This is a genomic window from Arcticibacterium sp. (assembly GCF_055134445.1).
In genome coordinates this window covers 24,177-36,480 of sequence record NZ_JBSRVI010000040.1, presented here as the reverse complement: position 1 = coordinate 36,480, position 12,304 = coordinate 24,177, and the positions used below count along the sequence as shown (strand labels likewise).

The following is a 12,304-nucleotide window of genomic DNA, read 5'->3' as shown; positions in this document are numbered from 1 at the left end:
AGCAAATACAGAATTATTTCTTTAAAATCTTTTTTAATACTGTTATGGTTTTGTCAATCTCCGCAAGCGTATTGTGCTTACTCATAGAGAAACGCACATTAGCCCTGTCTTCTTGTATTTTCAGTGCCTCTAAAACATGTGACCCAATATCTGTTCCGCTACTACATGCCGAACCTCCCGAAACACAAACACCTTCAATATCCAAGCTAAAAAGCAGCATATCGTTATCTTTATGAGCTGGAAAACTTACGTTTAAAATATGATACATACTTTCTCCTAATACTCCAGAGGTTCCATTAAACAAAATTCCTGGAAACTCATTAAGCAAACACTCTTTAAGATGCCTTTTCAAAGAACCTATATATTCCTTCCTGCTTTCCATACTAACAACCGCTATTTCCAGGGCCCTCGCCAGACCCACTACGCCTGCCACATTTTCCGTACCTCCACGCATATTCCTCTCCTGAGCTCCACCAATAACGTAAGGGTTAATCTTATTGTTGGCATTGATATATAAAAAACCTACCCCCTTTGGACCGTGAAATTTATGACCAGAACCCGAAACAAAATCAATGTCAATTTCCTGTAGGTTAACTGGCAACTTACCAATTGTCTGTACCATATCTGAATGGAACAAGGCCTTATGTGTCCTACATAGCGAAGAAACTCTTTTTAAATCTAAAACATTAGCTACCTCATTATTGCCATGCATTAAACTAACAAGGGCATTGGGAGACTCCTTAAGCAAACGTTCTAAATCTGCATAATCGACCATGCCATTTTGATCCAAACAAACCAACTTAAAGTCGACAAGTTCTTTACTTTTCAAATACTCCAAAGGGTGCAAAATGGCATGATGCTCAATAGAAGAAGAAATAATAGTCTTAACATTCAGCGATTCCACCGCTCCCCTGATAACTGTATTATTTGCCTCAGTACCACCAGAAGTAAAAAACAACTCTGAAGGAGAAGTATGTAACAACTCCGCCACTTTCTTTCTTGCATTTTCTATGGCAGACTTCGCTTTTCTGCCCATACCATGGATGGAAGAGCCATTGCCAAAAACATCTGTAAAATAGGGTATCATCGCTTCCAACACTTGCGGATCTAAAGAAGTAGTGGCGGCGTTATCTAAATATATTGTTTCTCTCATAAATTCTAAATTCTGCCTGCAATTTACGAAAATCGCTATCCAGAATGCATCTTCCGTTATAAGAAATGAATATCAAAAACAACAATTTTAATTAGGAAAGAAGCTTAATCCAAAATAGGAACTCCTCTTTTAAAAGCTGTACCAAAGTCAATCAAAGATTCGGTTTTTAGAACTCCAGGAATATGGTCAATTTCTCCATAAAGCACTTTTCTCATATGTTCGCTATTTCTAGCAACTAGTCTTATATAAAGCGTATACTGACCTGTTATATAGTAACACTCCGTAACCTCAGGAATAGCCTCTAATGCTTTAATAATATCCTCAGAATCCGAGTCTTCTTTAAGAACAATCCCTGTAAAGGCACTCCATTCGTATCCCATTTTTCTATCATCCAGTACAATACCGATGCCTTTTAAGCAGCCATTTTTTTTCATTTTGGTTATTCTCTGATGCACCATGGTATTTGAAATACCAAGTGATTTCGCAATCTCGGCATACGGCTTACGGCCATCAATGCTGAGCTGTTTAAGAATGGACCTATCTGTACTATCCAACATAATTTCTAATTAACAATTTCAGACAAAAATAAGTCATATTTCACTTATCTGAACCATATATAATTGATTAGACTCATTTTGTATTAAATAAGCGTCAATACAGTACCTTTGCGATTATTAAAAAAACAGTCAATATGCAAAAGAGAAGCTCAGAAAATCTAATAGCCCTAGAAGACAAATACGGTGCTCACAACTATAACCCCTTACCAGTGGTTTTAGATAGAGGCGAAGGCGTTTTTGTATGGGATGTAGAGGGCAAAAAGTATTATGACTTTCTTTCTGCGTACTCTGCCGTGAATCAAGGACACTGCCACCCCGACATTATTAAAGCCTTAACAAGCCAAGCTCAGAAACTGACATTAACCTCCAGAGCATTTTATTCTTCTAAACTTGGGGAATTTGAAGAGTATATGAGTAAGCTTTTTGGATATCAAAAAGTTCTAATGATGAACTCTGGAGCCGAAGCCGTGGAAACAGCACTGAAATTATGCCGGAAATGGGCTTATGAAGTCAAAGGAATTCCCGAAGGCAAGGCTAAAATATTATTTGCTAGCGAAAACTTTCATGGAAGAACACTAGGTATTATCTCCGCGTCCACTGACCCTGTCAGTAAAAAGGGTTACGGACCTTATTTGCCAGGATTTGAAGTTATTCCTTATAATGATTCAAAATCACTTGAAACTGCCATTTTAGAAGACCCTTTTGTAGCAGGATTTATAGTGGAGCCCATCCAAGGCGAGGCTGGCGTAATGGTGCCAGACGAGAACTATTTAAAAGAAGTAGCCCAAATATGTAAACGGACCAATGTACTCTTTATAGCAGATGAAATCCAAACAGGCATAGCTCGAACAGGGAAAATGCTATGTACCGATCATTCCGAGGTGAGGCCAGATATTGTAATTTTGGGAAAGGCTCTTTCTGGCGGTGTTCTACCTGTTTCTGCAGTGCTCGCAGATGATCATATTATGCTTACCATAAAACCAGGCGAGCATGGCTCTACCTACGGCGGAAACCCACTGGCATGTGCCGTGGCTATGGAGTCTTTAGAAGTGGTACTTAGAGAAAACTTAGCTGAAAAATCAGAAAAGCTAGGTCAACTATTCAGAAGCGAAATGAGTAAGCTAATAGATCAATCCGATTTAGTAAAACTGGTAAGAGGAAAGGGTCTTTTAAATGCCATAGAAATAAACACCGACGAAAACGCTCCGATAGCTTGGGATATTTGCATAAAACTGCGAGATAACGGCTTGCTTGCCAAACCCACCCATGGAAACAAAATCAGATTTGCTCCACCTTTGGTAATTACTGAAGAACAAATATTGGAAACTACAGCCATAATCAGTGAAACCATCTTAGCATTTGAAAAATAGCTTTTTGAGGTTCACTTTAAATTGAGTGTTAATATTTCTTTAGATTATTTTTTGCTGTAAATTACATACACTAACCTTAATATCTAATGAAAAAAATCACAATAGCTGCCTTAGTAGGTGGCGTAATTCTACTGATATGGCAGACCTTATCATGGACCGCCTTTGACCTCCACCATGAAATGCAAACCTATTCTCCAAACCAAGATGCTATTTTAGAATACCTCGGAGAGAACTTGGAAGAGGGTTTTTATTACATGCCAAATGTTCCTCCAGGGAAATCTGCCAATCCAATGGAAGAATATATCGATAAGCCTTGGGCTCAAATTTATTATCACAACGCCTACTCTGCCAATATGGGCATGAACATGGCCCGAGGGCTTTTGGTAAATATCCTTGCGGTAGGTCTTTTAGCTTGGCTTTTGTTAAAAATGGGTAACCCCAGCTACATAACCATTGTTCTGTCTACGGTGGCTGTAGGTGTTATAGGTTATTTAACCACTACCTATACCTATTCCATATGGTTTGAAACTAAAACTATTGGAGACCTTATTGATGCTCTGGTGTCATGGGCTTTGGTAGGTCAATGGCTCGGCTGGTGGCTCAGGAAATAAGGTCGTCTTACTGATTAACTCCCTTTGCCAGACCCATAATTGCGGTATGCACCTTGAAAGTTTTCTTAAAATCTTCAAGGTTGTAGGCTACGTTTTCCAAGACGACTATAGTTCTGTCTGATTTGGGGTAATAATAACTGGCAGACACAAAAGCGGGGGCATAGCCCAAAGCTCCTATCTCCAAATTTTCTTCTCCAAGCTTGAATAGTAAACCGTAACCATATTCTACCTTGTCAAAAATAGGATGCTCTCTGGTGGCATATCTAGTTTTCATCAGTGCCAACGTTTCCTTCTTAACTAAACGACCAGAATGCAAAAGCATATTCCATTTTTGTAAATCAAAAACATTGGATATAAATGCTCCCGCAGGAACATAATTCTCCAAACTATTGACCTCATAAGTCAGTTTTCCATTAGCCTCCTCTATATAACCTTTCACCAGATTACTATACGTGGTATCCTCTGGATGAAAAGTATGGGTCAAACCTATTTCTTTAAAATAAGCAGTTGAAATATCTTTGAAAGATTTCCCTTCTATTTTTTCCAAAACATCAGCCAGCAACTGATAACCCAACTGTGAATATTTAAATGCTGTACCCACAGGATAGGCTAAAGGCTCATCTATAGCCGAAATGCCATGCGTATGGGTTAATAAATGATGAATGGTGACCTCTTTTGACCATTCTTGGTTTACCTCTGGCAAATATTTAGAAACCGGATCTTCTAATTTTAAGTCTCCATTTTCATAGGCTTTTAAAACCAGAACCGCTGCTATTTGCTTGCTGATAGAACCTATCACGAACAAATCTGAAACCTCTAGCTTTCTTTTGGTTTCAAGGTCTGCATACCCTTTAGCTTTAATATAAATGATGCTGTCCCTCTCGGAGACCAAAACTACGCCATTGAATTTCTCCGAATTGAGAAGAGCATCTATTTTGATAGAAAGAGGATGATGTGAAACCTCTGTTGATGATTCTGTATTACACCCAACAAAAATCATCCCCACTAATATAGTGATTACCCTAACCATAGAAAATTAAATTACACCCTTAAAAAGAGTTTTTGCCTGTAAAGAATATATAAAAAGACCCATTTTACTGCTAGCAAACAAATGACGGCCACAACTGCATCATAAGGCTGACCAACTAACTGCAACAACCACTCAAAGAACGCTTTTGTGGTGTATGACCAATCTAAAAAAGCTGAAGACAGGTAAATAAGAATGGAGTTCATTCCTATTACTTTAAAAAAGAAAGCCCACTTATGATAACCTAAAATATCTATCACATAATAAAAAGCAGCCATGAGGATCATACTTATACCGCCACACCAAAGCACGAAGGAACTGGACCAAATATTTTTATTTATTGGAAAAACTAAATTCCAAATTTGGGCAAGCACCAAAAGTGCAAAACCAATGATAAGTAAACGTAGTACCGTTGCCCTTTTCTGCTCTGGCAGGGTTCTTTTAAGAATATTTCCGGTATAAATGCCCAACAACGCTGTCCCAATAGCTGGCATAGTAGAAACCAAACCTTCTGGGTCGTGAACTCCTAAATAAAGTCTCCCAGGCATTAAAATGGTATCCAAATAAGAAGCAAAATTCCCTTCCATGGTCAAATCGCCCATAGGATACCCAGGAGCTGAATTAAACATTAACAAAAACCAATAACCAAAAAGCAAGCACACAAACCATATCATTTGTCCTCTTTCCTTTACGTATATGTAGATGATATTGGCAAACATATAAGCCAGACCTATTCTACCCAAAACACTACCAAACCTAATTTCGGAGAGTGGCTTTAACTCTAAGCCATTATTATAAACTATTCCAAGAAGCACTAAGACTATGCCCCTCCTTATCACCGTAAACAACAAACTTTTTTTACTGACACCTTTATCTAACTGTTTTCCTACGGAATAAGGCGTAGCCACGCCAGCCAAGAAAAGAAAAAGTGGGAAAATCAAATCGTAGGCTGCAAAACCATGCCAAACGGGATGATGAAACTGATGACTCAAAGCCTCCCACGATGACGAATGCGTTATATCCGCCATTCTATGGAAAATCCTATCTGCTCCCATGATCCAGAACATGTCAAAACCTCTGAGGGCATCGAGCGAATAGAGACGCTCGCTATTTATAATTTGCTTCATTCTTAAATGGCAATACCTTTCTTAATAGTGGTTAAATTTGATTTTTTGCATTAAATCGCCACTAATCTAATCTTTTTTATATTCAAATTTTATAAGATCCAAATCTTTATAAAAAGGATTAAGCCAAGCCACCAAAACGATTTCCCTAAACCATTTTTTATCTGCTTAAAATCAGGGAGTTCTTTGTACTGGCTGGATCCATGCCATTTCATAAATTAAGTTTTCTATTGGATTCTTTTGACGTTTTGATGAGGTCACTTTACATCTCACAAAGAGCATATTTTCAGAAACTTCAATGGAAGCCTTAGGCCCATTCTGAGATTTTAAAACCTCTGAATTCTCCTTCCCCTTTCTAACGCCAATAAAATCAATTTTATAAGACACACCTTCTTCTTCTAAAACCTCTACCTCCAGAAGGTTCTTAGAAAACTTCATTTCTTTCAAACTTACTCCCGTAGAAGAATAAAAGTCACCCGCCTCCATCGCATGAATCAACGATCCGGCATGCAAAGAATCTGATCGAACCATAACCCAGCCCCTACCCGCATTACTCCAAGTCTTCCCTTTTACATGATAATGATGTGTATCGTCTGTAGCCAAGCCATGCATAATGGGCTTTCTATTATTTATATATGATACATTGATTTTATCCCACATCTCTTCTGTAGAGATACGTAGAGAGTCGCCAGAATTGTGAACTGTTGGATGTCCATTATACACTTCAAAAAACCTTTCGCCCTTTAGGGCAATCATATCATTTAGATTAATCGCAAACCCAAAATTTGGGTGATTTACATGAGGCATAATTGGCACCCCTAGTTCCTTTCGCTGCTGGAGCACCGCATTAATATTATTCTGAAGCACCTCCACCACACTTTTTCCTCCCTGAGGCTCTATCTTTTTCTGAATATTAGTAGCGTTCATGTGTAAGGGTTTGCCCTCAAAACCATCTGATATTTCTTCGGAAGGGATAATTAAGAACTTCTCTTTCTCTTCAAAGAGCTCCTTATACTCCGTCAGCATTTTTAATTTCACAACGGTTCTTCCAGAATCATTTTTATAATTGACCCATTCCACACCATATTTCTCCAAGTATTTTTCAAATCCAGCCTGAAAAACCGAATCTTGAGGAATGGTTTTCCACTTCTCTCCCTCTACCAATGTATTGTGATCAGAAAGAGCCACGAAATGATAACCTTCATTTTTGTACCAATCCATCACCATTTCGGGAAATTCGTCACCGTCTGACCAGTAAGAGTGTGTATGAAGATTTCCTTTATACCATGTCTTTTCTTTCTCTGGGACAGTACAAGCAAAACAGGAAACAATAAAGGATATTAAAACAAAATGGGCTAAACGTTTCATGATTTTCATTCTGGGTTTTTATGCTCCGAAGCTAATCAATTTAGACAGACGCTCACAGAAGTCCCTTTTAAAATATTATTATGCTTGGTAACTGTTAAGCAGATTCCTCCCAAAGGGCCATAGATATTCTTATTTTCTCATAACCAATATCTCCACCAAGGTGGTCAAACAAGGGTCTTATGGGGTCACTGGTCTTCATATTTAATTCTTTAGCAGCTTTGATTATGGTATCATAAGACCAATTATCTACTAATCTTTTCAAATCAATATCCTCCCCTCCTTCTTTCAATTTTACCAAATGCACCGCTATGGTTCCGGTGGCCATATTCCTCATCTTTGCTATCTCTTCTATATCATGGCCGTCTTTAAATAACTCCAAAGTCTGTGTATAGGTCATACCTTTTTTTAGCACTACCTTATTTTCATTCACATAAGCTACAATCTCTTTAAGAAATACATCTCCATACTTCTTCATTTTCTCCTGACCCACGCCACTTACTGCCAACATTTGACTTTTGATGATGGGTTTATCTGTTGCCATTTCCATTAAAGAAGTATCATGAAAAACCACATAAGGGGGTATCCCAGCCTTATCTGCAATTTTCTTTCTCAACAACCTCAACTTTTCAAAAAGATCATTCTTTATAAACTCACGTTTAGATTTTGCCGTAGGCACTTCCTCATCCTGCAGGGCTTTCCTTTCTTCAAAAGTCACAAACTCCGATAACTCTAAAGCCCGCTGCCCTTTTAAAATCTGCCAGCTCACCTCACTTAACTTATAAGTATGACCTTCGTCGTACGCTATTTCCATCGCTCCAGAATTCAACATTTGCATGAGATAGTCTGCCCAAATCTCCCATTTCAAATCCCTTCCTACACCAAAAGTCGTTAGTTTGTCGTAGCCTAAACCCATTAAGTTTTGATTCCTACTGCCCCTTAAAATGTCAATGAGCATTCCCATTCCTATTTTTTCCCCGGTTCTTGCTATACCAGAAAGAGCCTTTTGCGTAAGCACAGTACCATCAAACCGTTTTCTTGGATTTTTACAAACATCACAGTTGCCACAGTCTTCTGCCAAATCTTCATTAAAGTAACTCAGCAAGATCCTTCTTCTACAAATATTAGCCTCGGCATAATGACGCATACGTTCTAGCTTTGCATCCATAAGAAGCTTTTGTTCATCCGGTAACTCCGAGTCGTCAATCATTCTTTTACGCTGAATAATATCAGCATAACTATAAAACAACACACTTTTTGCGGCTTCTCCATCTCTCCCGCCTCTACCTATCTCTTGATAAAAACTCTCAACATTCCCTGGTAAATTATAATGCATCACCCACCGAACATTTGACTTGTCAATGCCCATTCCAAATGCCACAGTAGCTACCATTATCTGAATATCATCATTGATAAAATCTTCTTGTCTTTGGCTTCTAACATCCGCTGGGCAGCCTGCATGGTAGAATGCAGCTTTAAAGCCCATATTTAGCAAACTCGTGGTCACCGTTTCTGTTCCCTTTCTGCTCAGACAATAAATAATACCTGCCTGACCTTTAGACTCCGTTAAAAAATCTTCGATTTGTTTTAACTTTTTCCTTCCGGGCAAAACCTTCAGTCCAATGTTTGGCCGGTCAAAACTGCTGATAAACTCATTTTTCTGGTTAATCCCCAATTGATTACAAATATCTTTCCTGGTTACCTTATCCGCTGTAGCGGTCAATGCCACCACAGGAACTTCAGGATACGAATCTTTCAGATGTTTTAACTTTCTATATTCCGGTCTAAAATCATGTCCCCAAGAAGAAATACAATGAGACTCGTCAATGGCAAAAAGACTAATGTTTAAGCTTTCCAGGAGATGAGAACTGTCTGCAGAAAATAATTTCTCAGGGGCTATATAAAGTAATTTGAGTACCCCATTTCTTGCTTTTTTTAGGACAATTTCTTGCTCCGTATAATCCAAAGTGGAATTTAAATACCCCGCCTCTACACCATTGGCTTTTAAAGCCTCTACCTGGTCTTTCATTAAAGCAATGAGCGGAGATATAACAATGGTAATTCCGGAATTAATTATGGCTGGAATCTGAAAGCATATGGATTTCCCACCACCGGTGGGCATCAAAACCAATGCGTCTTTTTTGTCCAAAACATGTTGAATAATTTCAGCTTGTAGTGGTCTAAAATTATCGTAGCCAAAATATTTTTTAAGTGCTTGCTGTGGGTTCATATAAAACGAGAAAAAGTATTCATATTTCTATAAAAGGTAGAAAATCTAGGCGAAATTACTCAGAATTAAAGCGATTGCCATTTTAAAATTGCGTTGAGTCATTAGAATAGTTACATTTGTAGCTTGGACTAACACTACGGGAGCGAGAAAAACCTTTCCGAATAATACAGAATAATTTACCAAAATGGATAAGAGCAAACATATAGAAAAGACTATTGCTTGGGCAAAGAAAAATGGATTTGACAAAATCAAGGCTAATATGGATGGCTTTGAAATTCCTTTTTCTTACGAAAGAGCCGCTGATCAATTAAAATTCGTTCCGGACGTAACAGGTGTTAGTTACTCTAAAAGATGTTTTTTCGAAGTTACTCTAAAAGCTTTGGATGGTCAAGAGTCTATCTCTAAATTGACGCTATTCAATGAGTTGGCTAAAATGAAAAATAGCAGACTTTATTTAATGGCTCCTACGGGAAACTTGAAATATGCCAAAGAATTAGTAGAGTCGGCACATTTGACTCAAGCAGAGGTAGTTAGAATCTGATAGACCGCCTATCTGAGAATAGACAAATAAAACACATCCGTAGATATACGTAGTATTTAAAAGCATCTTAGACGAGTACAATAGCCTACTTTTGCACTCTCAAATCTAAGATGCTTTTTTTATGCCATTACCTTACCTGAAAATTTCAGTACTCTTCTTCTTGACTACAGCTCTCTGTTATTCGCAGAAACCGAATGCTCAGTTTCAATACGCGATTAAAAAGGCAACCTCTGAAATTAGGGTGGACGGCCTGGCTGATGAACAAGCTTGGAAAGATGCCAAAGTCGCTGGCGATTTTTATCAAGTGCTACCCATGGATACCAGTATGGCAGCCGTTAGAACAGATGTGAAGTTGACCTTCGATGATAAAAACATTTACATTCTTTTTATAAACCACGACACCCTAGATGGCTCTTACATGGTGGAGTCTATGAAAAGAGATTTTGCTTTTTCAAAAAACGATAACAACCTTCTATTTTTAGATACCTTCAATGACCTTACCACCGGCTACTCTTTTGGCTCAAATGCTAAAGGAGGTCAATGGGATGGGCTAATGTCTAACGGGAGCCAAATTGACGTCAGCTGGGACAACAAATGGCAGTCTGAAGCAAAATATTATGGCGACTATTGGATTTGGGAAGCCGCCATTCCTTTTAAAACCATTCGCTATAAAAAGAACGTTACTTCTTGGGGTATAAACTTTTCACGAAACGACTTAAAATCGACTGAAAAATCTTCATGGACGCCCATTCCGAGACAATTCCCTACGGCGTCTCTGGCTTATACTGGTGATTTAATATGGGAAAACCCGCCACCTTCACCAGGTCTTAACATCTCTCTCATTCCTTATATTAACGTCGGAGGAAGCGTTAATAAAGAAGCAAACACTTCAGCACAACTCAAAAAAAACGTTGGCTTTGATGCCAAAATTGGACTTACCTCCTCTTTAAACTTAGACTTAACAGTAAATCCAGACTTTTCTCAAGTAGATGTCGACAATCAAGTTACTAACCTTGACAGGTTTGAGCTACTTTTCCCAGAAAGGCGTCAATTCTTTCTAGAAAATGGAGACATCTTTAATAACTTCGGTTTTGAAAGCTTAAGACCTTTCTTCTCTCGGAGGATAGGCTTAAATGCTCCCATTTTTTTTGGCGGAAAATTAAGCGGGAAAATAAATAAAAAATGGCGTATAGGTGCCATGGGGATGCAAACCGGCAGAGACAAATCAGACGATGGTCCAGGTTCCTTTTTTAATGTAGTTTCGGTACAAAGACAGGTGCTAAAACGCTCGTACATTTCTGCTATTTTTGTAAATAGAGACCTCGTTGGTCATAATACGATAAACGCTGAATCTCCAATATCCGCTTTTAACAGAACGGCTGGCTTAGAATTCAACCTAGCCTCTCAGAATAACAAATGGAGTGGTAAAACCTTTTTTATTAAGACCTTTTCACCGAACAAATTAGAAGACAATGGTATCCTAGCAGGTAAGCTCACAAGAACTACCAAAAACTGGCAAATCGAAGTAGCCATGGAGAGCGTAGGAAAAGGAGTTGAAGCCAATGAAGTAGGATATGTAAAAAGAATAGATTATCTAAGAGCCAACCCACACGTGGCTTATTTGTTTTTCCCAAAAAAGGGTCCAATCCTTAGTCATGGACCAGATCTCATTTTGAGTCAATATTTCTCTAGAGAAACCCAGCAAACATTTGAATACCTCCACATGCTTAATTATGGTATTAACTTTAAAGATCGAAGCGTTCTAAGACTTTGGGGAGCCATTGATTACGTAAAACCTCAAAGAGATTTTGACCCTACTAATTATGCCAATGAAAGAATATTGGCAGGCACAGAGCACTACTGGAAAGCTTACGGAGCGGAGTTCGACTCAAAACCCCAAAGCGTTTTCACCTATGCCGTGAGCAGTAGATTTGGCGGTTATTATGCCAATAGCAACAGAATAAGACTTGAAGCAGAGCTTGGGTATAGATTTCAACCCTTTGTGGCCATACTTATGAGAGCAAATTATAACCAAATAACTTTCCAAGATGATTATCGACTACCAGAGGGTTTAAAAAACACCCAACATAAACTCTGGCTTTTTGGCCCCAAAGTAGACGTTACGCTTTCCAATAAGCTATTCTTTACCAACTTCTTTCAATATAATCAACAAAGCAATAACGTCAACCTTAACACAAGATTGCAGTGGCGTTATAGCCCAGCTTCTGATTTATTCCTAGTGTACACAGATAATTATTTGGCAGAAAACTTTAACGTAAGAAACAGATCCATTGTTATGAAGTTCACATACTGGTGGAACTTATAA

The 12,304-nt window shown here is 38.4% G+C and carries 10 protein-coding genes; 4 read left to right on the top strand and 6 right to left on the bottom strand.

Annotated elements, in window-relative coordinates; all coding sequences use genetic code 11:
• Window positions 1-13: 13 nt before the first annotated feature.
• Together ACTBZY_RS06195 and ACTBZY_RS06190 are read right to left on the bottom strand one after the other, a co-directional pair.
• The gene (locus tag ACTBZY_RS06195; RefSeq protein ID WP_463045478.1) at window positions 14-1,153 is read right to left on the bottom strand and encodes a cysteine desulfurase family protein; all 1,140 of its coding nucleotides are present in this window, start codon (window positions 1,151-1,153) and stop codon (window positions 14-16) included.
• 104 nt (window positions 1,154-1,257) lie between these two features.
• Window positions 1,258-1,710 carry an Lrp/AsnC family transcriptional regulator gene (locus ACTBZY_RS06190; RefSeq protein WP_463045477.1) on the bottom strand — a complete coding sequence of 151 codons (453 nt, stop codon included), beginning with the start codon at window positions 1,708-1,710 and terminating at the stop codon, window positions 1,258-1,260.
• 134 nt (window positions 1,711-1,844) lie between these two features.
• On the opposite strand from ACTBZY_RS06190, the gene rocD reads away from it, so the two are divergent.
• Entirely contained in the window at window positions 1,845-3,080 is a 1,236-nt protein-coding gene (rocD, locus tag ACTBZY_RS06185; protein WP_463045476.1) for an ornithine--oxo-acid transaminase, read from the top strand.
• A gap of 86 nt (window positions 3,081-3,166) precedes the next feature.
• Window positions 3,167-3,691 carry a hypothetical protein gene (locus tag ACTBZY_RS06180; RefSeq protein WP_463045475.1) on the top strand — a complete coding sequence of 175 codons (525 nt, stop codon included), beginning with the start codon at window positions 3,167-3,169 and terminating at the stop codon, window positions 3,689-3,691.
• Window positions 3,692-3,698: 7 nt separating this feature from the next.
• On the opposite strand, the gene ACTBZY_RS06175 is transcribed toward ACTBZY_RS06180, so the two are convergent.
• From ACTBZY_RS06175 to recQ, 4 genes are all read right to left on the bottom strand, one after another.
• Window positions 3,699-4,721, bottom strand: a complete 1,023-nt coding sequence (locus ACTBZY_RS06175; RefSeq protein WP_463045474.1) for a serine hydrolase domain-containing protein — start codon at window positions 4,719-4,721, stop codon at window positions 3,699-3,701.
• An 11-nt stretch (window positions 4,722-4,732) separates the two neighbouring features.
• Window positions 4,733-5,845 carry an acyltransferase family protein gene (locus tag ACTBZY_RS06170; RefSeq protein WP_463045473.1) on the bottom strand — a complete coding sequence of 371 codons (1,113 nt, stop codon included), beginning with the start codon at window positions 5,843-5,845 and terminating at the stop codon, window positions 4,733-4,735.
• A gap of 171 nt (window positions 5,846-6,016) precedes the next feature.
• Window positions 6,017-7,210: a PHP domain-containing protein gene (locus ACTBZY_RS06165; protein WP_463045472.1), complete on the bottom strand. Its 1,194-nt coding sequence runs from the start codon at window positions 7,208-7,210 to the stop codon at window positions 6,017-6,019.
• Between the two features lie 94 nt (window positions 7,211-7,304).
• On the bottom strand, window positions 7,305-9,437 hold the full coding sequence (recQ, locus tag ACTBZY_RS06160) for a DNA helicase RecQ (RefSeq protein WP_463045471.1): 2,133 nt from the start codon (window positions 9,435-9,437) through the stop codon (window positions 7,305-7,307).
• A gap of 184 nt (window positions 9,438-9,621) precedes the next feature.
• Between recQ and ACTBZY_RS06155 the strand changes: the two genes are divergently transcribed.
• Window positions 9,622-9,978, top strand: coding sequence for a hypothetical protein (locus tag ACTBZY_RS06155; protein WP_463045470.1), 357 nt, complete (start codon window positions 9,622-9,624; stop codon window positions 9,976-9,978).
• A 121-nt stretch (window positions 9,979-10,099) separates the two neighbouring features.
• On the top strand, window positions 10,100-12,304 hold the full coding sequence (locus ACTBZY_RS06150) for a carbohydrate binding family 9 domain-containing protein (protein WP_463045469.1): 2,205 nt from the start codon (window positions 10,100-10,102) through the stop codon (window positions 12,302-12,304).

Bases quoted from the DNA above. Each gene is read 5' to 3' on its own strand.
- ACTBZY_RS06195 (WP_463045478.1), bottom strand. From the start codon at position 1,153: ATGAGAGAAACAATATATTTAGATAACGCCGCCACTACTTCTTTAGAT.
- ACTBZY_RS06190 (WP_463045477.1), bottom strand. From the start codon at position 1,710: ATGTTGGATAGTACAGATAGGTCCATTCTTAAACAGCTCAGCATTGAT.
- rocD (WP_463045476.1), top strand. From the start codon at position 1,845: ATGCAAAAGAGAAGCTCAGAAAATCTAATAGCCCTAGAAGACAAATAC.
- ACTBZY_RS06180 (WP_463045475.1), top strand. From the start codon at position 3,167: ATGAAAAAAATCACAATAGCTGCCTTAGTAGGTGGCGTAATTCTACTG.
- ACTBZY_RS06175 (WP_463045474.1), bottom strand. From the start codon at position 4,721: ATGGTTAGGGTAATCACTATATTAGTGGGGATGATTTTTGTTGGGTGT.
- ACTBZY_RS06170 (WP_463045473.1), bottom strand. From the start codon at position 5,845: ATGAAGCAAATTATAAATAGCGAGCGTCTCTATTCGCTCGATGCCCTC.
- ACTBZY_RS06165 (WP_463045472.1), bottom strand. From the start codon at position 7,210: ATGAAACGTTTAGCCCATTTTGTTTTAATATCCTTTATTGTTTCCTGT.
- recQ (WP_463045471.1), bottom strand. From the start codon at position 9,437: ATGAACCCACAGCAAGCACTTAAAAAATATTTTGGCTACGATAATTTT.
- ACTBZY_RS06155 (WP_463045470.1), top strand. From the start codon at position 9,622: ATGGATAAGAGCAAACATATAGAAAAGACTATTGCTTGGGCAAAGAAA.
- ACTBZY_RS06150 (WP_463045469.1), top strand. From the start codon at position 10,100: ATGCCATTACCTTACCTGAAAATTTCAGTACTCTTCTTCTTGACTACA.